Consider the following 24844-nt stretch of genomic DNA (forward strand, 5'->3'; position numbering starts at 1 on the left):
GAGAACATGAAACCTGCATCATTAGTTGAATTTGTTCGTGATACTTACCAAACCAATGAGTTTGTTCCTTTGCATGCGCCAACATTCAATGGCAACGAGAAAGCTTACGTCACAGAAACCATTGAGAGTACGTTTGTCTCAAGTGTTGGTAAATTTGTGGATGAGTTTGAATCGAAGATTGAAGCTTACACCGGAAGTGCTAAGGCGGTAGCTGCTGTCAATGGCACCGCAGCTCTACATGCAGCACTCTATATGGCGGGCGTACAACGCGGTGATTTGGTTGTTACACAAGCTTTGACCTTCGTTGCGACTTGCAATGCCCTGTATCACATGGGTGCAGAGCCAATTTTTGTTGATATATCTCCGGTAAGCTTAGGCTTGTGCCCTAAAGCGGTTGACCACTATCTAACACAACACGCTGAGTTGACTGAAAAAGGTTGTATCCATAGACAAACAAGACAACGCATCCGCGCTGTGGTTCCGATGCATACTTTCGGCCACCCTGTCGAACTCGATGAGTTAGTCGCCGTATGTTTAAAGTGGCAACTGGTCTTAGTGGAAGATGCAGCAGAAAGTTTGGGCTCTTTCTATAAAGGCCAACATACAGGTACATTCGGTGATTATGCTGCGATCAGCTTTAATGGCAATAAAGTTATTACAACCGGTGGCGGTGGTATGATTCTGTGTAAAACTCAAGAGCAGGGTGCTCGTACTAAGCACGTGACCACGACAGCTAAGGTCCCACACCCTTTTGAGTTTTATCATGATGAGCCTGGCTTCAATTATCGAATGCCAAATTTGAATGCCGCATTGGGTTGTGCACAAATGGAAGTGCTCGAATCATACCTAGCTCAGAAGCGCCAATTGGCTGAACAATACCAACATTTTTTCTCCGGTTCAGAATTTACATTCGTGACAGAGCCAGAATACGCGACATCGAATTATTGGCTGAATGCGATTATTTGCCCAGACACAGCATCACGAGCACAAATTTTGGAAGAAACCAACTCTGCGGGTGTCATGACGCGTCCTATTTGGCAGTTGATGCATCGTCTTCCTATGTTCGAGAACGCATTGCGTGGTGACTTGACGCAGTCTGAGTTTATTGAAGCGCATTTGATCAACATTCCGAGCACACCCATTCAACTGTCTAAAGGCGCTTAATGGAAAACAAGATTCAGAAAGTAGCGGTTTTTACTGGAACAAGAGCAGAGTATGGTCTGCTCTTTTGGCTTTTGAAAGATATTCAAAGTGATCCCGATTTAACACTGCAGCTTCTCGTTTCGGGGATGCACCTTTCGCCGGAGTTTGGGGAGACCTATCAGCAGATAGAAAAAGATGGATTTAAGATTGATGAAAAAATTGAAATCCTGCTTTCGTCTGATTCTGCCGTAGGTACAGCTAAAAGTATGGGCCTTGGTGTCCTTGGATTTTCGGACTCTTTAGCACGTCTACAGCCTGATGTATTGGTTATACTTGGCGATCGCTTTGAGGCATTAGCCGCTGCTCAAACGGCGATGATTTTGCGTATTCCTATTGTTCACTTGCATGGTGGTGAAATTACAGAAGGCGCATACGATGATGCGATTCGTCATGCAATTACCAAACTGAGCTACCTGCATGGTACGTCGACAGACGAATATCGTCAGCGCGTGATTCAATTGGGTGAGGCACCTGAGCGAGTAAGAAATGTCGGTGCAATAGGCCTTGACCACCTTAAACGTGCTGACTTCATGTCATTGGGCGAGTTGGGGGAATCTCTCAACTTTTCTTTGACTAAACCGTTTTTCTTGGTGACTTATCATCCGGTGACACTCGGCAATGAAGCACCTGAAGAGGCATTCCAAGCTTTATTGGATGCTTTAAACTGTTTCCCAGAGCATCAAGTTATCCTCACTTACCCAAATGCTGATGATGGTGGTCGCCGCATTATCCCAATGCTAGAAGCTTACGCCGCGAGCCAACCTGATCGCGTATTAGCAATTCCTTCGCTTGGGCAAGTGCGTTACCTCAGTGCAGTTAAATATGCAGCGGCTGTGATTGGCAACTCTTCTAGCGGTATTATTGAAGTACCGGCATTTGATGTCCCCACTGTTAATATTGGATCTCGCCAGAAAGGTCGCTTGGCAGCAAAAAGCGTGCTGCATTGTGAGTCGAACAGAGCTGATATTGAGCGAGCTATCAGATCTGCGAATGAACGTGAGTATAAGGATACTGCGGAAGAGATAGAGAATCCGTACGGACAAGGAAACACCAGTGAAAAAGTGATCGAGATGATCAAAACTCTGGATTTCAATCCATGCAAAACCTTCCACGATTTACCGAACTGAGAGCTATACATTTAGCTTTTAGTAACAAATAACGAAAGAGAGAGCGGTATGACTCTGATTATTGCCGAAGCAGGCGTAAACCATAATGGTGATGAAAAACTGGCATTTGAGCTTGTTGATGCAGCCTATCAAGCGGGTGCTGATATTGTAAAGTTTCAGACGTTTAAGGCAAAAAACCTTGTAACTGAAGACGCGAAACAGGCGGAATATCAGGCTGCCAACACGCAGAAACAAGAGTCGCAATTAGCTATGCTTAGTCGCTTAGAGCTCTCTTATGATGCTCACCATCAATTGGTTAAGCATTGTGAGCAACTCGGTATTGAGTTTTTATCAACCGCTTTTGATTCAGAAAGCCTAGATTTTTTAGTAAACGATCTAGGGTTAACTCGCTTGAAGTTGCCTTCTGGTGAACTTACTAATGCCCCTCTCGTACTAGAACATGCTCGAACTGGGTGTGATTTGATTGTCTCCACTGGTATGGCGACACTATCGGAAATTGAAATCGCGCTAGGTGTGATTGCATTTGGTTACACTGCTGATGACAACGCCATACCTTCTGTGCAGGCCTTCCAGGAAGCTTATGCCTCTGATAAAGGTCAACAAGCGCTTAAGAGTAAGGTCACAATCTTGCACTGCACGACTGAATACCCAGCACCAATGGAAGAGATTAACCTTAAAGCAATGAACACTTTAGGTCGTGCGTTTGACCTGCCTGCAGGTTATTCAGACCACAGTCAAGGTATTACGATTCCTATTGCAGCTGTTGCTCGCGGTGCGGTGTTGATTGAAAAGCACTTTACGCTAGATAACAACATGGAAGGACCGGATCACAAAGCTTCTCTTGAACCTCAAGACTTAACGGCCATGGTCAGCGCAATTCGACAGGTCGAGTTGGCATTAGGGAGTAACGTAAAAACACCGACGGTATCAGAAGTGAAAAATAAAGCGGTCGCAAGGAAAAGTCTGGTTGCTGCGTGTGATATTACCGAAGGTGAGGCGTTTTCGTCAGAAAATATCACCATTAAGAGACCGGGTCATGGCATGTCACCTTATCGCTATTGGGATATGCTTGAACGCTCTTCTTCTAAAGCTTATCAAGCTGGAGAGCTGATCTTTGAATAATGCTGCTTCTATGTTGCCTATTGTGCTAATCGGAGGGGGAGGTCATGCGAGCGTGCTTGCAGATATATTGCTTCGCCAAGGGCGTGAGATAGTCGCGGTGATTTGCCCTGATGATGTCTCCCAGCGTCGGATTTTCTCGGGGATTAAGCAGTTTCTCAAAGATAGTGACGTAGAACAGTTTTCTCCCAATGACGTTAGACTGGTGTTGGGTATTGGTGCGATGCCTAAATCTAACTTGCGGGAAAAGATAGCGAGTTACTTCATTGGATTAGGCTATCGATTTGAAAATGTCATTGCTGAAACTGCATTTGTCTCTGAATATGCAACTATAGAAAATGGTGTTCAAATTATGGAAGGAGCTGTTATACAAACAGGTGCGTCCATAGGGCAACATAGCATTATCAATACGAGTGTACTTGTAGAGCACGACTGCCAGATTGGCACCTACAACCATCTTGCTCCGAAAGCGACTTTGTGTGGTCAAGTAGAAACCCAGTATGGTTGTTATATAGGAGCGAATGCGACTGTGATACAAGGTATCACTTTAGGTGCGCTCTCAATTGTTGGAGCGGGTGCTATTTTAACGAAACCCCTACCAGCGCAAAGCATATGTTATCCTTTTAGATGTATAATCGAGCCATATTAGCTTACTGTAAGCTACCAAGCATTCAAGAAATTAAAATTAGGTGTGCCATGAGTCATTGTTGGAATAATGTGCTAATAAAACCTGATAGCACAATTCGAGACGCGTTAGAAATCATTAATAATGAAGCGTTAAGAGTGGTGTTGGTTGTTGATCAAGAACAAGCGTTACTTGGTGTTGTGACAGACGGCGATATTCGACGTGGTTTACTAAATAACTTGCCGTTGACTGAATCCGTATCAAAGGTGATGAACACTAATCCAACGACAGCACTAGAAGGCTCTTCTCGAGAAGAGTTGATTGGTCTAATGGACAATCGCGGAATATTGTCGGTTCCGTTACTCGATGCAAGTGATAAAGTTGTTGGTCTTGAAACTCTTCATGGTGCACTTCACCAGCCTAAACATCAGAACCCAGTGTTTATTATGGCTGGTGGGTTTGGTACGCGACTTAAACCGCTTACTGATGTGTGTCCAAAACCTATGCTGCATATTGGCAATAAGCCAATTTTGGAAACCGTGATCCGCAGTTTTATCAAGGCAGGTTTTGTTAACTTCTACATTTCGACTCACTACATGCCAGAGCTAATCCAACAACATTTTGGTGATGGCTCAGAGTTAGGGATTAATATTACTTATGTGCATGAGGAATCTCCTCTAGGTACAGGCGGTGCACTTGGTTTGTTACCAGATAGTCTTCCTAAAGACCTTCCGTTGATTATGATGAATGGTGATGTCTTGACGAAAGTGGATTTTCAACGATTATTAGAATTTCACACTGAGAACCAAGCTGACGCGACAATGTGTGTTCGTGAGTATGATTATCAGATTCCTTATGGGGTAATCAATGGTGAAGGCAATAAAATCACCAGTATGGTTGAAAAGCCAATTCAACGTTTTTTTGTGAATGCTGGTATTTATGTAGTGTCACCTGAAGTGATCGCTTCTGTACCTGAAAACTATCGAATTGATATGCCAACATTGCTCGAAGAGCATATGAATCTACGTGACAATATTTTAATGTTTCCAATTCATGAATACTGGCTGGATATTGGTCGTATGGATGATTTTAATCGTGCACAAGCCGATATTCATAACCTAGAGATGTTTTGATGATTAACACTAAAAAAATATTGGCATTTATCCCTGCTCGCGGCGGTAGTAAGAGGCTGCCAAGAAAAAATATACTTCCTTTAGCGGGAAAACCATTAATAGGATGGTCAATTGAAGCAGCCAAAGATAGCAAATATATAAACCAAATATTTATTAGTACAGATGATCAAGAGATTGCAGAGGTGGCACAGAGCTTTGGAATAGATGTGCCAGAATTGAGGCCAAGTCACTTGGCGTCGGATACCGCTTCTACAGCTGACGTTTTGACGTACACACTGGAAAAATTTGGGAATAATGTTGATATCGTAGTTTTACTTCAACCAACATCTCCGTTACGTACCGCGGTACATATTGACCAAGCTTTGGAATTATTTGTGAAAAAGCAAGCTTCTTCTGTTGTTTCTGTTACTCCATGCGAGCATCCACCTACTTGGTCGAACACTTTACCTGATGATGGTTCGTTGGGAGAGTTTGTTCGCCCTGAAGCCTTGAAACGCTCTCAGGATTTGGAGGGATTTTACCGATTTAATGGGGCGATTTATATATTTGATGTTCGTAAATTTCTTAAATGTCGAGATATATGTTATACGAATGAATCTTTTGCTTATGTTATGGAAAATAAAGACTCATTCGATATCGACCAGCAATTAGATTTTGATTTGGCAGAGTTTTTTATCAATAAAAGGCTCTGATTCTAATTATAGGTCTTTAAAGTTATTTATTTTTTTTATATTAATAGATTTAAATTGCCTCTTTAATTCTTCTCGCAATACTTTGTCAGGGTAGTCATCGGATATCGTATAAATAGGCATGTCTGGATAAAGTAGTCTACAAGTAAACATTACTGTTGAATAAGTACCTACGAATCCTGATAGTTCAATTTTTTTGTCGATTAATTCTATTTCCAGAGGATATTCACTTCGGTGATATATTATATATTCTTTGTTTTCTAAAGTTCTCCTTACTTCATCTCGCTCTGTTCTATGAGGGAAGTATATTATTTTCCTGCTACTAGACATCGCAAGGCTATCTAGACTTTCTATGTAGTCAGCGACAGACTTTTGATGCTTATCTCCTATAGCTCCTTGTCCTATATACCCAATTGGAGCATCTGGATTAAAAAGACTAGGGTTTCCATATTCAGACTTCAATCTCCCAAGCGTATTTTTATGAACAGTGTGACCTTGGAAATTAAAGCTAAATATTGTAAATAGCTCAAGATTCTCTGATTGTTGCAAGTGTCCAATTGGCTTACAACCATTTAACCTTATGACTAAATCTTGAATTAATCTAGGGCGGTAAAAAGCGGACTTTTTTTGAATGTATTTAGGATATTCAGCTAATGTAAGAGTACCATCGTCAAAGTATATTTCTTTTTCTATTTCTAGGTTTTTTATAATTAGATTCTTTCTCCAGCTAGTGTATTCCGAGTAAAAGAAGTAATTAACCCTCCCCCCATAGGTTATTTTTTTTATTTTTTTTATCGCATTTGGGATATTGATGCTACGGTTCTTTCTGCTAACTTCTACAACATGAGTCCAATCTGTTTCTGAAAATAATTGCCTTTGATGTAGTTTACCAATTTCGGTATCTTGGTTGACTAAAAGAAGAATATTTTTTTTACAATGAAAATACTCCTTCGCCTCAAGTGCGCATATATATTGAAAAGGTGATGTGACTAGGAATAAATTCATTTATTTATTGTCCAAAATAGAAATGGTTTTTTGTAATGCTCCGATATTATGAGAAACAACGGATAGAGAGTTGTTAATGCACTCTTGAATATCTTCATGTTTTCTAAAGTAGTCACTGACTGATTTAGCTATCTCATCTTTATATCGAATGATTGTAATCCCTTGAACCTGAATTAACTCATCGACAATAGATTTAAAATTGAAGTAGCTTGGTCCTATAATGACAGGGACTTCAAGTGCTATAGGTTCCAATACATTATGCCCTCCAACTTTATCTCCTAGTAAACTTCCACCCATAAAGCACACATCGGCTGCGCGCATCAGTGTTAGCATCTCACCCATAGTATCACCAAGGTAGACTTGAGTTTCTGCGGTGATGGTTTGGTTAGAAGTTCGTCTTACACTGTTAAAATTAGCATTGTTACTAAGTTCAAAGACGCTATCAAATCGCTCTGGGTGACGAGGGACAAGAATGAGTAACGCGTTAGGGTGTGATTCTAAAACTTTTTCATGAGCCTTTAGCACTTGCTCATCCTCACCCTTATGAGTGCTAGCAGCTATCCAAACTGGGCGACTTTCGCCGAGTTCCTTCCTTAGTGTTTTGCCTTTTTCTCTGACTTCATCTGATATCTGTATATCAAACTTAATTGAACCAGTAATAGCCAGCTTGTTTTTATCTACACCTAAACGTTCGAAACGTGCAGCGTCAGATTTAGTTTGGCAAAGTATGTTGGTCAGACAAGGTTCGATGATGTTGAAGACGGGTTGAAACTTTGAGTAATTATTTCGAGATTTCTCAGATAGCCTTGCGTTCACGACCGTTATTGGCACACCAAACTTAGATACTTGATGAAGTGTATTCGGCCAAAGCTCGGTTTCGATAATCAACATTTGTGTTGGGCTCACCGCTTTTAGAAAGCCCTTAACAGCAAAGCCAAAATCGATCGGCATGTAACGATGTTCAACGAGATCACCTAGTTTTCCGATTTGTTCAGCACCAGTGCTCGTCGTTGTAGTCACCAGAATAGTTTGCTTAGGGTGTCTTTTTTTTAATTCTTTGATAAGTGGTATTGCAGCAATACTCTCGCCAACAGAGACAGCATGAATCCAGATAGGGCGAAGATTGGTTGTCAATTTCGGTGTGATACCGAAATGTTCCGCCCATCGCTTACCGTATGCTGGCTTGCTCGAGTGACTTCGATACAGGCTGTAAAGCAGAAAAGGTGCAGCTAGTGTCAGTAGGGCCGTGTATATAAAGCGGATGATCACTGGTTAATTTCTCAACTTTGCCTGGTAAGTTTCAAGGCGTGCTAGAACTCTATCAGGGTGTAATTCATTCATACATTTATTGTGGCCTAATGGACACTCTCGTTTTGCGCAAGGTGAGCATTCAATCTCTGTGTACACAATATCTTTGTTATCAGTTAACGGTGGTGCATATTTCGGTGTTGTTGGGCCGTATATTCCTACAACATGGCAGCCTAATGCCGAAGCGACATGCAGTAAACCAGAGTCATTGCCGACTATACTTTCACATGCAGCAAGAAGATCGACGGCTTCTATTAGAGAGGTTTTACCAGCCAAGATAGACAACTGTGGATGTAGCTCATTTGGAACAAGATCATATAAGGTTTGACATGCATCAAGATCACCTTGAGAACCAAATATCCAAACTTGATAACCCTTTCTACACATTTTCTCGGCGACTTGAGCATAATAATGTTCTGGCCACTTTTTTGCAGAGCCAAATGCAGCCCCTGGGCACAGCCCGATTATTTTTGAACTTGTATCTAAGTCATATTTTTTGAGTGTGTCTAACTGTATTTGTTTATCAATGTGTAATTTGGGGTAAGGTGATTTTTCTATTCCGCCAAAAACCTCTGAACCCGTCATATCCTTTTTTGGGTAAGCCAGTGCGTAATATCGTTCTGTCATATATTGGAACGATTTCATGTTCGATCTTAAATCAGTGAGTAACCCGTAGCGGAACTCACCTCTCCACCCAATACGATTAGGGATAGCAGCAAACCAAGGTATGAGTGCAGACTTCGCCGATTTAGGCAAAACGTAAGCATGCGTATAGCCCGCATTTTTTAACTGTTTTCCCAGCGCACGTCGCTTCCAAAATTCAAATTGTCCGTGTCCTAGCGGCATGTCAATTGCTGAGTTTACTTCAGGCATTCTATCTAAGATAGGCATACACCATTTTGGAGCCATTACATCAATGACGCATTCAGGAAAACGTTTTTTTAGGGTGATATACAAGGATTGACTCATTACCATATCACCAATCCATGACGGCCCAATTACGAGTATTTTCATGAGTTTAATCTACCTCTTGTATGCGGTTTTCATTATTTATTACGGTGAATAGTGAAGATATAATAACTAACCCAACCACATACAGTAGCATGCCGGAATGATGATTAAGATAATTTTGAGTCAAGCAATAACCCATTACTGAAGCGACATGCACTAAGCCAAGTATGGCGACGAGTTTAACCTGTGGCTTCTTAGTTGAAACAGTTTCTCTCAATTTGGTTATGAAAAACCAACTGCTAGTCGAAAACATGAATATGATAGCCGTGAGGCCAACTAGTCCTTTTGTCTGAAGCATTTCGAGGTATTGGTTATGAGCCCCAATATGTCTCAAGATAGCTGGATTGCTCAGCTTAGCTTCTACTTGTCTTTCTTTGTCAGCTTGGCGACCCGAACGACCAACCCCTAATATAGGGTGTTCTAAAAAAGAGAAGTAAGCGCCTTGCCAAAGTGTTAGCCTCGCTCCACTTGAGTTATCGATTTCGATATGGCCTGTATTGTAGAGTTGCAGCTCCTTCGCCATCGTTTGTATACGAGGTTGAATTTGTGGGTAACCTAAAGTACCGATGATCGAGAACGCAATAATCACTCCTAAAGTAACTTTTTTGGTAAAAATCGAGCGATAAAGAAATGCGATACCTAAAAGTATAAATGGGGTCGCTAGCCAAGCTCCTCGGCCTCCAGAGAGTAGGCTTGCTGTTAGCGCCATAACACCACCCAAGCACGCTACTGCTAACAAATATTTTAGCGTTTTGGTTGAACTGGTGAGAACAGAGTCTTGATACTTTAGTTGCTCTAAAGCAAAGCCTGCCACAACGCAAGATAAGCAAGAAACCCATGCAGCCATCCCTGATGACTGGATGACCATAAAACCATGGCCATAGAATGCTCTAGTCTCAAAAGCCACCTGAAAGTACAGAGCTACCAGTCCAGTTACTATTCCCCCAATAGGAATAGCCCATAAGACAGCTTGCAAATTGGGTGGGTATTTAATTAATGCCATCAACACCAATACTGCAAATACAGCTCGGCTCGGCATATCGAGTATGCTTGCTGTTTCATCGTGATATATAAACGAAATGACATAAGCTAAAAAGTAAACGAAGAGTCCGGTTACTAACCATGTGAAAGGTTTTAGGCTGCTGAAACTGAGTCTATTCAATAGAATTAATGCTAAAGATAGAGTTAGCAGGCCAAACGGTGCTAGTCTGTAAGACTCGCCTTGAATGTTCATAATTATGAAAAAAGCCATACACAAAGAGGTTGTTGCTGCAGCTATCAATGTTTTTTTATCCAATTTAGTAATCACTTGGTTATACTTTCCAATCATTATCATATTTTTTGATAGCATCTCGATAAACTCGGCGGCCATCTTGTTGCGAATTAAATAACCGTAAAATCCACATATACTGTTCTGGCTTTGATTTAACGAAGGTCTCAATAACTCGGTTCATTTGCCTTGCGTCCTCGCTCTCGGTATCTTGCCATTCTAGTACCGATTGCAGTTCGAGAACATATTGGCCTGTTTTTTGATCGATTGAGGCAAACAAAGGAATAACCTTAGCTTTAGATAGCTTAGATAATTTGGTTATTCCGGGTAGAGTTGCCTTTTTTGTGGCAAAAAAATCTACAAATTCACTTAATTCAGGGCCATGATCTTGATCTGGCAAATAGTATCCGAGATAACCACTTTTGATTGATTTTATGAATGGTTTGATGCCTCCGCTACGCTCGTAAACTCGCCCCCCATATTGCACGCGCTGTCTGTGCATTAACCAATCGCTGACTTCATTCTTCTGTCTTTTAGCCATGGCTGAGACAGGCAAGCCTTTTGACGCTAGAAACACTGCCGGTATGTCAATTGCCCAGCTATGTGGCACCAGCAAAATGACATTGTCACCGTTATCCAGATGTTTAGTTAGGTGCTCTTCACCTTCAAAGCGACATTGAGTTTGAAGCCATTCTTTCGATCGCACAGTTAAAAGTCCGAATCTCAGTATGAATACACCTGCAGTATAGAGAGTTTGATAAATCAATTGCTCACGCTCAGCAAAGCTTTTCTCTGGAAAAGCCAGATGAAAGTTTACTCGAGCTCTGTGTGCTGGCCCCTTTTGCGACTTAGATAATCGTCTTGCAAAAAAGTTCGCCAATGCATGGTGAAATGAAATAGGAAGCAATGAAACAGGAAACATCAACAATACAATAAACCATGTTCCCCAGTATTTAGGTGCCAAAAAAGCCCACTGAAAAGTAGGGTCATAAGCTTTTGGGTCATAATCGTTTCTGCTAATCATAAGGTCTTTATTTTAGAAAATTGAGCTGTTTGGCATTATTTGCCCTGCTTTGAAAGAGGCTAAATACAATAGGAGGTTTAGATACCTCACCTTTGTTTGAGCAGCGTTGATTCATATTAATCTTAGTAAAAAGTACTGAGCGAACCAATGTTGTCATCGCGAAAAATTGGAGAATTCCAACTGTTGTCTTAGGCCTACATACTTGTATGTGCTAAGTGTTTTTCAACGCCAACCATGCCAGCATCGCAAATTACGGTGATCATAAAACTTCCTTGATGCAAAATGTTAGGTGGATTATATCAGGTAAACAACAACGGAGTCAGTACCGTTTCACTACTCATAAATAGGTCTACATTTACCGTGGTCGCTATTTATTACTTAGTTTTTGATTGATTTTGGCATTGATGGCCTTAGGTACAAATTGGGTTATATCACCACCATGAATAGCCACCTCTCGAACCAAAGTTGAAGATAAGAACGCATATTCTTCAGCTGGTGTTAAGAAGATACTTTCCAAATCGGGTTTTAACCTGCGATACATGGTGGTCAACCCAAACTCATACTCAAAATCCATGGTAGTTCTAAGGCCGCGAACGAGTACATTTGCCTTTTGTTGCTGAGCAAAATCAACCAGCAACCCACTAAACCCCTCAACGGATACATTAGAGTAGGGTTGGCAGACTTCTTTAAGAAGTGAGACACGTTCATCCAAGCTAAATAGTGTGTTCTTGCTAGGACTAGCTGCTACGCCTATTACTACATGATCAAACAATTGAGAAGCACGCTCTATGATATCGATATGACCATTAGTCACAGGATCAAAAGTACCGGGGTAAATAGCTTTCTTCATGGTTTCTTTTTTCACTATGCTTGAAATAGGCCTCAAATATAATGCATTGTGGGTGAGTTACAAAATAAAGACTCAAAAAATATGCTGAAATGATGCAGAGAGATCGGATGGATGTAAAATAGCAACTTAACGCTGAGAACTCACTTAACGACTGGCATAGATATGACACATAATAACCACGGTAAACCGGGTAACACAGGATTGATACGTATCATTAAAGCGACAGGTTATTCCATACAAGGCTTGAAAGCTGCCTTCAAACATGAAGCTGCGATTCGACAAGAGATAGCTTTACTCGTTATTGCTATAGTGCTTGTGACGTTCCTTGATGTCTCAATGATAGAGCGAGTTGCTCTGATCGGAACCGTGGTTCTCGTGTTGATTGTGGAGCTGATTAATTCTGCAATAGAGGCTGTCGTAGATCGTATAGGTATTGAATTACATGAGTTGAGTGGTAGAGCAAAAGACATAGGTTCGGCGGCTGTTATGGTCGCATTGATGTTTGCCATGTTCACGTGGTGTTACATTCTTTTCTTCTAGGTCAGGTATACTATGAAATACTTTGAAAGTAATGATGTGCATATTTGGTTCGATGAGTCCCGAGTTAATATTACCCCGTCATTGCTATTTGATATCACTTATTGGCAAAAGAATAATGCAATTATCGGCAGTGCAGAAGGGCGAGGTACAACATGGTTCGTCGATTTAAAAGGTATTCCGGCAGCATTTCGCCATTATCGTCGTGGTGGCTTGTTCGGAAAACTAATTAAAGACAGTTACTGGTTTACAACCTTAGAAAATACTCGCAGTTATGCTGAATATCAACTATTGAGTGAGTTAAGCTCTGCTGGTGTTAACGTACCTAAGCCAATTGCGGCACGTGCCCAGAAGAACGGTTTAACTTATCAAGCGGATTTACTGACTGATAAAATACACAATGCAAAAGATTTAGTCGATTTGCTTTTAGATCGAGCGCTGGCTCAAGAGCAGTATCATCAAATTGGCCAAGAAATTCAGAAGATGCATAGGGTGGGTGTGAATCACACAGACCTGAATATTCATAATATTTTGCTTGATGACCAAGGCAATGCTTGGATCATCGATTTTGACAAATGCTATAAGCAATTAGGCGACAGTTGGAAGGAATCAAATTTAGATAGGCTACTCCGATCATTCAGGAAAGAGCTGGATAAGCGACATATCCATTGGCAAGAATCTGACTTTAAATCGCTGCTGGCTGGTTATCACTCGGTAATATAAAGCCCATATCCATGAGCTTATCGTATCATTTTTTCTTACCCATAGACCTTCAGGGCGAACTATCTATTAGTTCTACGCCCTGTTACCTATTAATTACATCCATATATTCTGCAACGCCTTGCGCTACGGTTTTAAATACCACATCACAGCCTGCTGCTCGAAGCTTCGTAAGGTCAGCTTGAGTAAACTCTTGGTAAGCGCCTTTCAAATGCTCAGGGAAAGGAATCGTTTCAATCTCGCCTTTACCATGGTGCGTGATTACTGCTTTTGCGACTTCTTCAAAAGACTCTGCGTTGCCTGTACCTAGGTTAAAGATGCCAGAAACACCATTTTTTAAGAACCACAGGTTTACTGCTGCAACATCACCGACATAAACAAAATCACGCTGGAATGTTTCGCTACCTGCGAACAGTTTAGGGTTCTCACCAGCATTCATTTGGTTGTTTAGGTGGAAAGCAACAGAGGCCATGCTGCCTTTGTGATCTTCACGGGGGCCGTAAACATTGAAATAACGGAAACCAGTAATTTGAGGTAACGTCTCATTATGCGCTACAGCATCCGCGGTTAGGCGACGAACGTAGTTATCAAATTGTTGTTTAGAGTAACCGTAGACATTTAATGCGCCTTCATACTCTTTCTCTTCGATGAACGTCTCTGTCTCACCGTAAGTTGCAGCTGAAGAGGCATATAGGAAGGGGATTTCACGCTCAACACAGTAATGCAGTAACTCTTTTGAGTACTCATAGTTGTTGAGCATCATGTATTTACCATCCCACTCGGTCGTTGCCGAACAAGCACCTTCATGGAAAATAGCTTCAATAGGGCCGAAATCATCGCCAGCCATAACTTGAGTTAGGAAGTCGTCGCGATCCATGTAGTCAGTGATGTCTAGGTCTACAAGGTTCTTGAACTTTTTACCGTTCTTGAGGTTGTCGACAACTAGAATATCGTTGTGGCCTGCGTCATTGAGTGCTTTCACAATATTGCTGCCGATCATGCCAGCACCACCAGTTACGATAATCATATTTTTCCTACTCTTTTGAATATAAAACTACCGCGAGTATAGCAAGGAATGACAAAGACGGGCTAGTGGAATAATTCCTTAAGCAGAGTATGATATGAGCAGATTAGTCTTAGGTAAGTGCGCAGTAAGCACTCGAAATTATAGGTATTATCATGAAAATTGCAGTTGCGGGTACCGGTTATGTAGGTTTATCCAATGCGATGTTGTTGGCGCAGAATCATGATGTTGTTGCAGTTGATATCGTCGAAGAAAAGGTATCGATGTTGAACAACAAGCAATCGCCAATCATGGATGTAGAGATTGAAGAGTTTTTGGCTAATCGTGCTTTGAGTTTTCAAGCCACAACCGATAAGCAAGCGTATCAAGATGCAGATTTCGTTATTATCGCTACGCCAACCGACTATGACCCGAAAACGAACTACTTTAATACCAGTTCTGTAGAGTCGGTGATTCGTGACGTAATGATGGTTAACCCGAATGCCGTCATGGTGATCAAATCAACGGTACCTGTTGGTTATACTGAGCGTGTTAAGCAAGATTTAAACTGTGAAAACATTATGTTCTCGCCAGAATTTTTACGTGAAGGCAAAGCCCTGTAAGACAACCTACACCCATCACGCATTATTGTTGGTGAGTGTTCGGAACGCGCTAAAGTATTTGCTAATCTTCTGGTGGAAGGCGCAGAAAAAGAGAATATCGACGTACTGTTTACTCACTCCACAGAAGCGGAAGCAGTAAAGCTCTTCTCGAATACCTACTTGGCGATGCGTGTTTCTTATTTCAATGAGCTCGACTCTTACGCCGAAGCGCATGGCTTGGATTCTCGTCAGATCATCGAAGGTGTGGGTTTAGACCCTCGAATTGGCAATCATTACAACAATCCTTCATTTGGTTACGGTGCTTACTGCTTACCGAAAGACACCAAGCAGTTATTAGCTAACTATCAAGATGTACCAAACAACATTGTGGGCGCTATTGTTGACGCTAACCGCACCCGTAAAGATTTTATTGCGGAGTCCATTATTAAGCGCTCGCCTAAAATTGTAGGTATCTATCGCTTGATCATGAAGGCCGGCTCGGACAACTTCCGTGCGTCGTCGATTCAAGGCATCATGAAGCGTTTGAAAGCTAAAGGTATAGAAGTGGTTGTGTTCGAACCTGTGTTGGAAGAAGAGCATTTCTTTAACTCGAAGGTTTATTCTGATCTGGAAGAATTTAAAGCCGTATCGGATGTGATTGTATCCAACAGAATGGTCGATGAAATATCAGACGTTGCAGATAAGGTTTACACGCGAGACCTCTTTGGCAGTGATTGATCAAAGGTATTATGGATTGAAGGTGAATTTTAGCGCTTGCTAATTCGACCAGATGTTATCAGCTCGATCTATCCGCTTAGTGGCGATATACTGAACCACTAAACGGATAGGGATACTAATAACTAATGAAAACACGTGACAAGATTGTTTACGCTGCTCTAGAGCTTTTTAATGAGCACGGCGAGCGTAGTATTACGACCAATCATATTGCTGAGCATATCGAGATTAGCCCTGGTAACCTCTACTACCACTTCCGTAACAAACAAGAAATTGTACGTGACATCTTTACGCTCTATTCAACAGAGTTGCTTGAAAGGTTCACACCGATTCAAGGCCAACAAGAAAGCCTGACGTTACTAAAGACTTACTTAGATTCTATCTTCACACTGATGTGGAAGTACCGATTCTTCTATGCGAATCTGCCTGAAATATTGTCACGTGATGAAAAACTCCACCTTGATTACATGGCCGTACAAGAAAAGCTGCAAACGAATCTTGTCGATATCATGCGAGCCTTCGTTGAGTTGAACCTGCTCAAAGCAACGGATACGGAAATGAAATCGATGGTGACGTCTCTTCACTTGATTGCATCAGGTTGGTTGGCGTATCAATCTGCGATGTCTCCAAAAGCTCAAATTACCGAGCAAGTGGTTCATCAAGGAATGCTGCAGATGATCGCGACGGTTAAACCGATTGCGACAGCTCAAGGTTTTGAGCAGCTGACATTATTGGAAGATGGTGTAAGGGCGTTGAACTCTAAATAGAAAGAGACGAGTAAGCGATATACGGGATTCGAAGAAAGATACTCGAATCCCGTATCTGCCCTTTATCGAACCAACCAACTCTTTGGATTCTGAGCTTGGCTGTTTCTACGAATTTCAAAGTACAATGATGGGCGTGTTTGGCCGCCAGTGTCACCTGCAAGCGCGATGGCTTCACCCGCTTTAACCTTGTCACCTTCTTTCTTCAGTAGTGCTTGGTTAAAGCCATAGAGCGTCATATCACCTTTACCATGGTCGAGAAGAACCACTAAACCATAGCCTCGCAGATACTCGGAAAATACCACCGTACCTGAGTAAACGGATTTTACCTGCTGACCGTACTTGGCGTTGATCACCATGCCTTTCCAGTTAATTTGCCCCGTTTGACGTGAACCGTAGTTATGTAGAACTTTATCTTTGATCGGCCAAGGCAGTTTGCCTTTACGCTTAGCTAAACCGTCCATAGGTACAGCATTACGTCTTTCTCGAGCTGCCTTCTCTGCTTTCGCTATTTCAGCTTTAAGGCGCGTTTCATTGCGCTGAAGTTCTGCCAAATAGTTTTTGTCACCCGAAATGTTCTTCTTGATGCTACCAACAGTTTTCTTACGTTGTGTTTGGGTTTTGGCTAAAGTATCGCGCTTGGTGGTTTGTTGTTTTAACAGGGTCGCGATTTGCTCTTGTTCAAGTTGGCGCTGCTTATGGCTTTCTTCTAGATCAAGTTGAGTTTGTTCAATCGTTTTGATTTTTGCAGAGCGGGCTTTGGCAAGATGTTGGTAATAATGGCTGATGCGATCTTCTTCGACACCTGTATTGAGGATGTGCGATGAGGCTTTAGCGCGGCTTGTCATGTAGTAAGTTTGAATTAGTTGCTCTAGCTTATCGGTATGGACTTTTTTCTGCGCTGTGAGCGCTTTTATCTTGGTGTCTAAGTTCGCAATATTAGCATTAGCGGTATTCAGCTGCTTTTTACTGTCTAGGATAGCTTTTTCAAGCGAAGCAATGGAGAGCTCTTGTTTTTTGAGGCTCGCTTGTAGGCTATCGAGTTTTTTCTGTTGTGAGGATAGATTCTTTTGTTGGCGAGATATCTCGCTAGATACACCTTTCAGTTCACCTTGAGATGCAGCAAATGACGATGTAGATAAAAGAGCAACACAGAGGCTCGCTGATATCAGGAGAGTTGAACTAATGGCTCGAATTTGTTTCATCATTATCGTCATTTAGTTGTTATTCATCTACTTGTAGGTTGTTTATGTTTTATGCGAATCTCATTGATGCTCGTTTTCCGCTACTGCTGGTTAAATCCCATCACCATGAATAAAGTTCTGTGAACGACCGTTGAATCCCTGATCCATGTCTAAAGATGGTTTGTCAGTTTTAGGTTTACCTACGATCTTTGCTGGCACGCCCGCCACGGTAGTATGAGGTGGTACAGCCTGCAGAACTACAGAGCAAGAGCCAATCTTAGCGCCTTCACCCACTTCAATATTGCCAAGGATTTTAGCGCCGGCACCAATCATCACGCCTTCACGGATTTTAGGGTGACGATCACCGCCTTCTTTACCGGTACCGCCGAGAGTAACATCTTGAAGGATGGATACGTCGTTTTCGACCACCGCCGTTTCACCGATAACAATACCCGTCGCGTGGTCGAGCATGATGGCTTTGCCGATACGCGCTGCAGGGTGAATATCCACTTGGCAAGCAACTGAAATTTGGTTCTGTAGGTAAGTGGCAAGCGCAATACGACCTTGCTTCCACAACCAGTTAGCCACTCGGTAACCTTGAAGAGCGTGGTAGCCTTTTAGATAAAGCAGAGGCATCGAGTACATCTCAACCGCAGGATCTCGGTTTACCGTCGCACAGATATCACAAGCAGCCGCATCAATAATCGATTGATCTTGCTTGAATGCTTGTTCAACCACCTCACGCACCGCCATTGCGGGCATTGAAGCCGTCTTTAGCTTATTGGCTAGGATATAACTTAATGCAGCGCCTAAGCTTTCGTGGTTGATAATGGTGGCATGGTAAAAACTCGCAAGCATAGGTTCTTGCTCTGACTGCTGTCGAGCTTCCTTCACAATGCATTGCCAAACCTTTTGCTGTTCACAGTGTTTCATTTTTCCATCCATTTTATCTATTTCATTCCACGACTTAATAAGCGATGTTATCGCTCTGACTTCTTGTCTCGAGCAAGCAGATCTTGTGCCGCTAAGTGGGCATCTTTCCCTTGATACAGCACTTGATAGATTTGTTCAACAATTGGCATCTCAACGCCCATACGTTCGGATAGTAACCAAACTTCTTTAGTGTTGCGATAGCCTTCGACCACTTGGCCGATCTCTTCTTGTGCAGTATCGACGTCTTTACCTGAACCTAAAGCCAATCCAAAACGACGGTTACGTGATTGGTTATCAGTACAGGTTAGTACTAGATCGCCCAGCCCTGCCATACCCATAAAGGTTTCGGGTTGTGCACCCAGTGCAGCACCTAAGCGACTCATTTCAGCTAAGCCACGCGTGATCAGTGCAGTACGAGCATTGGCACCAAAACCAATGCCATCCGACATGCCTGCGCCAATTGCGATAACATTTTTCACCGCGCCTCCAAGTTGCATACCGATGAAATCAGAGTTTGCGTATACGCGGAATGTTTTACCGCAGTGGATCTTCTCTTGCAGCTCTTCTAAGAATACTTCATCTGGTGAAGCGACAGAGATAGCCGTTGGCATGCCCATCGCTAACTCTTTGGCGAAGGTCGGTCCTGATAGAACCGCTAACGAGTAACCATCACCCAGCACATCATGCGCGACATCTTTAAGCAGGCGGCCGGTCTCTGGCTCTAAGCCTTTGGTCGCCCAACAGATGCGAGAGTCTGAGGCTAAGTAAGGTTTAACGCTATTAAGCACAACGCCAAATACGTGGCTCGGGACTACAAGTAAAAGGTCTCGGCTTGAAGTCACTGCTTTTTCTAAGTCTGATTCAATGATCAGGCTTTCTGGGAATTCTATATTTGGTAGAAACTCATTATTAGCGCGCTCAGATTCAAGGCGAGCCATATGAGCAGGGTCATGCCCCCAAAGAACAACGTTTGCACCGTTACGCGCTAGAGATATCGCTAAAGAGGTTCCGTAAGAACCTGCACCAATGACAGTCATGGCTATCTCTTTGCCGTAAGCGCTGTCTTTACCGTAAGCGTCTGTCGTGTTCGTCGGGCGAGTTTTTTCTGTCATGCTTCCACCTAAAAATATTGAGGGAAATCGAAGAATTCTGGAAAAGCTTTCCACTAAAATAAGAAGAGCTTTCAACTTTAGTACAGTGTAAAGAAAAAATGCACATCGCAGAAGTTGCGATGTGCATTTAAAAGCGAACTAGCGCTTGAATCGTTAGAGTTAAGTTCTACTTTGAGACTTAAGCCTGTTCGCCTTCAGCTTGCTGAGCTTGGTTCTGTAGGTAGTTCATGAACAAAGCATCGAAGTTTACAGGTGCTAGGTTCAGTTGTGGGAACGTACCTTTAACCACTAGGCTAGAAATCGTTTCACGAGCGTATGGGAACAGGATGTTCGGGCAGAATGCACCAAGGCAATGAGCCAGTTGACCAGCTTCCATTTCGCTTGCAGAGAAGATACCGCCTTGTTGAACTTCACAAAGGAATGCAGTGTCTTCTGCGTTCTTAACGGTAACCGTTAGACGTAGAATTACTTCGTACACGCCTTCACCAAGCTCACGACTTTGAGTGTCTAGGTCCAGCTTTACATCTGGGTTCCACTCTTTTTGAAACATGTCTGGAGAGTTTGGCGCTTCGAAAGATACGTCTTTTAGGAAGATACGTTGGATTGCGAAGTTTTGTTGTGCGTCTTGTTGTGCTGCTTCAGCCATTTTCTTGTCCTTAAAAATTTATAATTAGGTTTTGTTCGTCATATTCGCTGGACAAAACCTTAAAGTCATATTCGTGTAATTAGGTCAGCTTACTTTTTGCCTTTAACTATTTCTTACCTTTAACCAAAGGTAGGTTAGCTTCGCTCCAAGCCACTAAACCACTTTTCAGTACGCTTACGTTTTCGAAACCTGCTTTAACCAGTAGGTTAGCGCTTTCTTGAGCAGTTTGACCTGTCTTGCATACTACGATGATTGGGTCTGCTTTGTGGCTTTCAAGGCTACCAAAGCTATTTGCTTTGATATCTGACGGTAAAATGTGAACTGCGTCCGTAATATGGCCCTTTTTGAACTCATCCTTAGTACGAATATCAACCACAACACCGTTTTCACGGTTAATCATGTGTGTAGTTTGCGCTGCCGTGATCTCTTTGTAGGCTGCGTTTGATGTCTTGATAACGTTCGCAATGATGGCAACAACTAAGCCGATCCATACGATGGCTAAAATCATATTCTCTTGAACAAATGGAACTAACTCTTGCATATCTTGAACTCTTATTCGTTATTGGGCGAAAAATTATAGGTCAGGAGTATAGCGAGATTTGGAGTTTAGTGTATATAGAGTTCTCGAACTTTGAACAAACCCATGAGTAAAAACTACGATTTTTTTGATTATAATTTCTGATACATAGATAATAGTCGCATTTACATTTTTGAATTTAAACGCGTAGTGTGGTTGCCGCTTTGTTACCAAAGGGCGGTAGCGTACCTAGTGGGGTTGCTACTCCGAGTTAAGTTTATGATTTTTAACATTTATGCAGGGGGGTTCTGTGAAGGTATTGGTCACCGGTGGTGCTGGTTTTATCGGCTCAGCAGTTATACGTCATATAATAAATAGTACATCTGACAGCGTGGTCAACGTTGATAAACTCACTTATGCAGGTAACTTAGAATCCCTTATTGATGTTGATTCGAGCGAAAGGTATACCTTTGAAAAGGTTGACATCTGTAACCGTGCAGAGCTCGACCGTGTTTTTGCAGAGCATAAACCGGATGCAGTAATGCACCTAGCCGCTGAGTCACATGTTGATCGCTCAATCACTGGCCCAGCTGCATTCATCGAAACGAACGTAGTTGGAACATATGCGTTATTGGAAGCGACGCGCGAGTACTGGAATAAACTTGAGGAACAAGCAATAGCAGAGTTTCGCTTCCATCACATCTCTACAGACGAAGTTTATGGTGACCTTCCTCACCCAGATGAAGTCCCAGAGGGAACTGAGCTCCCAATGTTCTTAGAGACGACATCTTATGAACCATCTAGCCCTTACTCTGCTTCAAAAGCATCAAGTGACCATTTGGTGCGTGCATGGCTTCGTACTTATGGTCTGCCAACTATTGTCACTAATTGCTCAAATAACTATGGCCCATATCACTTCCCTGAAAAACTAATACCTCTGGTTATCCTTAATGCTATTGAAGGTAAAGACTTACCCATTTACGGCAAAGGCGATCAAATCCGCGATTGGCTGTTTGTGGAAGATCACGCGCGCGCTCTATACAAAGTAGTAACCGAAGGTAAGGTTGGTGAGACTTACAACATTGGTGGTCATAACGAGAAGAAAAACATCGACGTTGTGAATACGATTTGTGACATCCTTGATGCGTTAGTACCAAAAGAGACCAAATACTCAGAGCAAATCACCTACGTTCAAGACCGCCCTGGTCATGACCGTCGCTACGCCATTGACTCATCTAAAATGCAACGTGAATTGGGTTGGACACCGGAGGAGACTTTCGAAACAGGTCTTCGTAAGACTGTACAATGGTACCTAGACAACCCAAAGTGGTGTCAAAATGTGCAAGATGGCAGTTACCAACGTGAGCGTCTAGGCGTAGTAACAGGGGATATGGAGTAATGAAAGGTATCGTATTAGCTGGTGGCTCTGGTACTCGTCTGTACCCTCTGACACGTGGCGTGTCGAAACAACTCTTGCCAATTTATGACAAGCCTATGGTGTTTTACCCGATTTCTACATTAATGCTTGCTGGTATTAAAGATATTTTGATCATCACGACACCAGAAGACAATGCTGGCTTTCAGCGTTTACTTGGTGATGGCTCTGATTTTGGTATTAACCTCGAGTATGCAATCCAACCAAGTCCTGATGGTTTAGCTCAAGCTTTCATTGTTGGTGAAGAGTTTATTGGTGATGACAGTGTGTGTTTGGTCCTAGGTGATAACATATTCTACGGTCAGTCATTTTCACAAACCTTAAAAAATGCAGCTTCAAGAGAGTCAGGTGCTACAGTCTTTGGCTATCAAGTTAAGGATCCAGAGCGCTTTGGTGTCGTTGAATTTGATGAAGATATGAAAGCGGTATCTATCGAAGAGAAGCCAGAAAAACCAAAATCTAATTATGCAGTAACAGGTTTATATTTTTACGATAATCGTGTAGTGGAAATGGCCAAGCAAGTTAAGCCATCTCATCGTGGAGAATTAGAAATTACAACGCTTAATGAGATGTACCTTAATGATGGCTCACTGAGCGTAGAATTACTTGGTCGTGGTTTTGCTTGGTTAGATACAGGTACACATGAGAGTCTTCATGAAGCTTCTTCCTTTGTACAAACAATTGAACATGTTCAAGGTTTAAAAGTGGCTTGTTTAGAAGAAATAGCATGGCGTAATGGGTGGTTGAGTGATGAGCAAGTTCTGACTTTGGCTAAGCCAATGATGAAAAATGAGTACGGAGAATATCTGACTCGTTTAGTACATTACAAGAAGAGGGCAATGACTTAATGCGCGTATTAATTACAGGCTGTCAAGGCCAAGTAGGTACCTGTTTAACCGAACAGCTAAACCACAATGAAAATACGACAGTATTAGCTTTGGATAGAGAGCACCTCGATATCACGAATCAAGATGAAGTTATTGCTATTATTTCTGAGTTTCAGCCGACCATCATCATTAACGCAGCTGCACATACTGCAGTTGATAAAGCTGAAGAGGAAGTTGAGCTCTCTTATGCGATAAATCGTGATGGTCCCAAGAATCTAGCACAAGCCGCACAAAACATTGGTGCGGCAATTATGCATATTTCCACAGACTATGTCTTTGAAGGTAATAAAACCGGGGACTATATAGAGACAGATACGACAAACCCTCAAGGTGTTTACGGTGAAAGTAAACTGGCGGGGGAAGTTGCGGTTGCACAGTCATGTGATAAGCACATCATTCTTCGTACCGCATGGGTTTTTGGTGAGAGTGGTAACAATTTTGTAAAAACTATGCTCCGTTTAGGCCAGACTAGAGACGCGTTGAGTATTGTCGGTGACCAGTTTGGTGGGCCAACTTATGCAGGTGATATTGCAAGTACATTGATTCAAATCGCGAAACGCATTACCCAAGGAAGTAAGATTGAATATGGCGTTTACCACTACTCGGGTTTGCCTCATGTGAGCTGGTTTGATTTCGCTGAAGCGATTTTTGATGTTGCTGTTCAACAAAAGCTTCTAGAGAGGAAGCCGACTCTAACAAGTATTAACACTGACCAATACCCAACACCGGCAAAGCGTCCAAATAACTCCCGCTTAAGTAACCAGAAAATTAGGGCAAATTTCTCTATCGAAGCGAGTGATTGGCAGGCGGCTTTAAACAATATTCAAGCGTATACTGGATAATAAAAATGAAAGTAATCGATACACGCATTCCAGATGTGAAAATTATAGAACCAAGTGTGTTTGGTGATGAGCGTGGTTTCTTTATGGAGACCTGGAATCAAAAGCAATTTGAAGAGTTAGTGACAGGTAAACCAACCAAATTTGTACAAGATAATCACTCAAAGTCGAAGAAAGGGATTTTGCGAGGTTTACACTACCAAACTGAAAATACACAAGGTAAGTTGGTTCGAGTGGTGTCTGGTGAAGTGTTTGATGTTGCCGTTGATATTCGTCAAGGTTCGCCGACGTTTGGTCAATGGGTTGGTGAGTATTTGTCTGCAGAGAATAAGCGTCAATTGTGGATTCCAGAAGGCTTTGCACATGGTTTTTATGTGACGAGCGACGGTGCTGAATTTGTTTATAAGTGTACAGATTATTATAACCCAAAAGCTGAAGTTTCGATTAAATGGGATGATAATATAATTGATATTAATTGGCCTTTACGTGAAAAAAAATTGATTGTTTCAGAAAAAGACAACCTTGCTTTATCTTTCGAAGATTTTATCAATAATACATATGGTTAA

The 24844-nt window shown here is 42.1% G+C and carries 25 protein-coding genes and 1 pseudogene; 14 read left to right on the forward strand and 12 right to left on the reverse strand.

All coding sequences use genetic code 11. The annotated features are described in order from the left end of the window. The first annotated feature begins 6 nt into the window (after nt 1-6). Genes BCU07_RS21655 through BCU07_RS21680 form a run of 6 tightly spaced genes read left to right on the forward strand, consistent with a single transcriptional unit; the run spans nt 7 to nt 5899 of the window. Complete coding sequence (locus tag BCU07_RS21655) at nt 7-1164, forward strand: LegC family aminotransferase (protein WP_102428039.1); 1158 nt, start codon at nt 7-9, stop codon at nt 1162-1164. Further along, nucleotides 1164-2330 (forward strand): UDP-N-acetylglucosamine 2-epimerase, encoded by a 1167-nt coding sequence (gene neuC, locus BCU07_RS21660; RefSeq protein WP_069597296.1) that lies wholly within the window; start codon nt 1164-1166, stop codon nt 2328-2330. The genes BCU07_RS21655 and neuC overlap by 1 nt, the downstream gene beginning before the upstream one ends. Before the next feature lie 48 nt (nt 2331-2378). Beyond that, the gene (gene neuB / locus BCU07_RS21665; RefSeq protein WP_102428038.1) at nt 2379-3452 is read left to right on the forward strand and encodes an N-acetylneuraminate synthase; all 1074 of its coding nucleotides are present in this window, start codon (nt 2379-2381) and stop codon (nt 3450-3452) included. Beyond that, complete coding sequence (locus BCU07_RS21670; RefSeq protein WP_017066295.1) at nt 3445-4098, forward strand: acetyltransferase; 654 nt, start codon at nt 3445-3447, stop codon at nt 4096-4098. Before neuB ends, BCU07_RS21670 begins: the two co-directional genes overlap by 8 nt. Before the next feature lie 47 nt (nt 4099-4145). Next, a complete protein-coding gene (locus BCU07_RS21675) occupies nt 4146-5207 on the forward strand; it encodes a nucleotidyltransferase family protein (RefSeq protein WP_017066294.1) in 1062 nt (353 codons plus the stop codon). After that, on the forward strand, nt 5207-5899 hold the full coding sequence (locus tag BCU07_RS21680) for a cytidylyltransferase domain-containing protein (protein WP_017066293.1): 693 nt from the start codon (nt 5207-5209) through the stop codon (nt 5897-5899). Before BCU07_RS21675 ends, BCU07_RS21680 begins: the two co-directional genes overlap by 1 nt. A gap of 6 nt (nt 5900-5905) precedes the next feature. Here BCU07_RS21680 and BCU07_RS21685 read toward each other — a convergent pair whose 3' ends face one another. The 6 genes from BCU07_RS21685 to coaD all read right to left on the reverse strand — a co-directional run bounded on the left by BCU07_RS21685 (nt 5906) and on the right by coaD (nt 12364). Beyond that, nucleotides 5906-6901: a glycosyltransferase 52 family protein gene (locus BCU07_RS21685; protein ID WP_102428037.1), complete on the reverse strand. Its 996-nt coding sequence runs from the start codon at nt 6899-6901 to the stop codon at nt 5906-5908. After that, the gene (waaA, locus tag BCU07_RS21690; protein ID WP_017066291.1) at nt 6902-8170 is read right to left on the reverse strand and encodes a lipid IV(A) 3-deoxy-D-manno-octulosonic acid transferase; all 1269 of its coding nucleotides are present in this window, start codon (nt 8168-8170) and stop codon (nt 6902-6904) included. A 3-nt stretch (nt 8171-8173) separates the two neighbouring features. Next, nucleotides 8174-9223, reverse strand: coding sequence for a lipopolysaccharide heptosyltransferase II (waaF, locus tag BCU07_RS21695; protein WP_017066290.1), 1050 nt, complete (start codon nt 9221-9223; stop codon nt 8174-8176). Nucleotides 9224-9227: 4 nt separating this feature from the next. Next, the gene (locus BCU07_RS21700; RefSeq protein ID WP_157939981.1) at nt 9228-10550 is read right to left on the reverse strand and encodes an O-antigen ligase family protein; all 1323 of its coding nucleotides are present in this window, start codon (nt 10548-10550) and stop codon (nt 9228-9230) included. After that, nucleotides 10534-11514, reverse strand: coding sequence for a lauroyl-Kdo(2)-lipid IV(A) myristoyltransferase (lpxM, locus tag BCU07_RS21705; protein ID WP_102428035.1), 981 nt, complete (start codon nt 11512-11514; stop codon nt 10534-10536). The genes BCU07_RS21700 and lpxM overlap by 17 nt, the downstream gene beginning before the upstream one ends. A gap of 367 nt (nt 11515-11881) precedes the next feature. Next, on the reverse strand, nt 11882-12364 hold the full coding sequence (gene coaD / locus BCU07_RS21710; RefSeq protein WP_017066287.1) for a pantetheine-phosphate adenylyltransferase: 483 nt from the start codon (nt 12362-12364) through the stop codon (nt 11882-11884). Nucleotides 12365-12526: 162 nt separating this feature from the next. Between coaD and BCU07_RS21715 the strand changes: the two genes are divergently transcribed. Continuing rightward, nucleotides 12527-12904, forward strand: a complete 378-nt coding sequence (locus BCU07_RS21715) for a diacylglycerol kinase (protein WP_017066286.1) — start codon at nt 12527-12529, stop codon at nt 12902-12904. A 12-nt stretch (nt 12905-12916) separates the two neighbouring features. Then, nucleotides 12917-13624 (forward strand): 3-deoxy-D-manno-octulosonic acid kinase, encoded by a 708-nt coding sequence (locus BCU07_RS21720; protein ID WP_017066285.1) that lies wholly within the window; start codon nt 12917-12919, stop codon nt 13622-13624. A gap of 82 nt (nt 13625-13706) precedes the next feature. Here the strand turns inward: BCU07_RS21720 and rfaD are convergent, their stop codons facing one another. Beyond that, entirely contained in the window at nt 13707-14648 is a 942-nt protein-coding gene (gene rfaD / locus BCU07_RS21725; protein ID WP_102428034.1) for an ADP-glyceromanno-heptose 6-epimerase, read from the reverse strand. A 152-nt stretch (nt 14649-14800) separates the two neighbouring features. Between rfaD and BCU07_RS21730 the strand changes: the two are divergent. Next, nucleotides 14801-15964: pseudogene (locus tag BCU07_RS21730) on the forward strand (nucleotide sugar dehydrogenase). A 125-nt stretch (nt 15965-16089) separates the two neighbouring features. After that, nucleotides 16090-16728: a TetR/AcrR family transcriptional regulator gene (locus tag BCU07_RS21735; protein ID WP_017063104.1), complete on the forward strand. Its 639-nt coding sequence runs from the start codon at nt 16090-16092 to the stop codon at nt 16726-16728. Between the two features lie 62 nt (nt 16729-16790). On the opposite strand, the gene BCU07_RS21740 is transcribed toward BCU07_RS21735, so the two are convergent. The 5 genes from BCU07_RS21740 to BCU07_RS21760 all read right to left on the reverse strand — a co-directional run bounded on the left by BCU07_RS21740 (nt 16791) and on the right by BCU07_RS21760 (nt 21141). Beyond that, the gene (locus BCU07_RS21740; RefSeq protein ID WP_102428033.1) at nt 16791-17942 is read right to left on the reverse strand and encodes a murein hydrolase activator EnvC family protein; all 1152 of its coding nucleotides are present in this window, start codon (nt 17940-17942) and stop codon (nt 16791-16793) included. A gap of 78 nt (nt 17943-18020) precedes the next feature. Beyond that, a complete protein-coding gene (cysE, locus tag BCU07_RS21745) occupies nt 18021-18842 on the reverse strand; it encodes a serine O-acetyltransferase (protein WP_009847961.1) in 822 nt (273 codons plus the stop codon). A 47-nt stretch (nt 18843-18889) separates the two neighbouring features. Further along, complete coding sequence (gene gpsA, locus BCU07_RS21750) at nt 18890-19954, reverse strand: NAD(P)H-dependent glycerol-3-phosphate dehydrogenase (RefSeq protein WP_102428032.1); 1065 nt, start codon at nt 19952-19954, stop codon at nt 18890-18892. Nucleotides 19955-20132: 178 nt separating this feature from the next. Further along, nucleotides 20133-20600 (reverse strand): protein-export chaperone SecB, encoded by a 468-nt coding sequence (secB, locus tag BCU07_RS21755; RefSeq protein ID WP_009847959.1) that lies wholly within the window; start codon nt 20598-20600, stop codon nt 20133-20135. A gap of 106 nt (nt 20601-20706) precedes the next feature. Continuing rightward, complete coding sequence (locus tag BCU07_RS21760; RefSeq protein ID WP_016786319.1) at nt 20707-21141, reverse strand: rhodanese-like domain-containing protein; 435 nt, start codon at nt 21139-21141, stop codon at nt 20707-20709. Nucleotides 21142-21427: 286 nt separating this feature from the next. Here BCU07_RS21760 and rfbB point away from each other — a divergent pair, with 286 nt between their 5' ends. Genes rfbB through rfbC form a run of 4 tightly spaced genes read left to right on the forward strand, consistent with a single transcriptional unit; the run spans nt 21428 to nt 24844 of the window. Continuing rightward, the gene (gene rfbB / locus BCU07_RS21765) at nt 21428-22516 is read left to right on the forward strand and encodes a dTDP-glucose 4,6-dehydratase (RefSeq protein WP_102428041.1); all 1089 of its coding nucleotides are present in this window, start codon (nt 21428-21430) and stop codon (nt 22514-22516) included. After that, on the forward strand, nt 22516-23400 hold the full coding sequence (gene rfbA / locus BCU07_RS21770) for a glucose-1-phosphate thymidylyltransferase RfbA (protein WP_017066279.1): 885 nt from the start codon (nt 22516-22518) through the stop codon (nt 23398-23400). Before rfbB ends, rfbA begins: the two co-directional genes overlap by 1 nt. Then, the gene (rfbD, locus tag BCU07_RS21775) at nt 23400-24281 is read left to right on the forward strand and encodes a dTDP-4-dehydrorhamnose reductase (RefSeq protein WP_102428031.1); all 882 of its coding nucleotides are present in this window, start codon (nt 23400-23402) and stop codon (nt 24279-24281) included. Before rfbA ends, rfbD begins: the two co-directional genes overlap by 1 nt. Nucleotides 24282-24286: 5 nt before the next feature. Continuing rightward, on the forward strand, nt 24287-24844 hold the full coding sequence (gene rfbC / locus BCU07_RS21780; RefSeq protein ID WP_102428030.1) for a dTDP-4-dehydrorhamnose 3,5-epimerase: 558 nt from the start codon (nt 24287-24289) through the stop codon (nt 24842-24844).

Origin of the sequence: Vibrio sp. 10N.261.54.E10, from assembly GCF_002877735.2 — a bacterium.
Classification (GTDB): Bacteria; Pseudomonadota; Gammaproteobacteria; order Enterobacterales; family Vibrionaceae; genus Vibrio; species Vibrio crassostreae_C.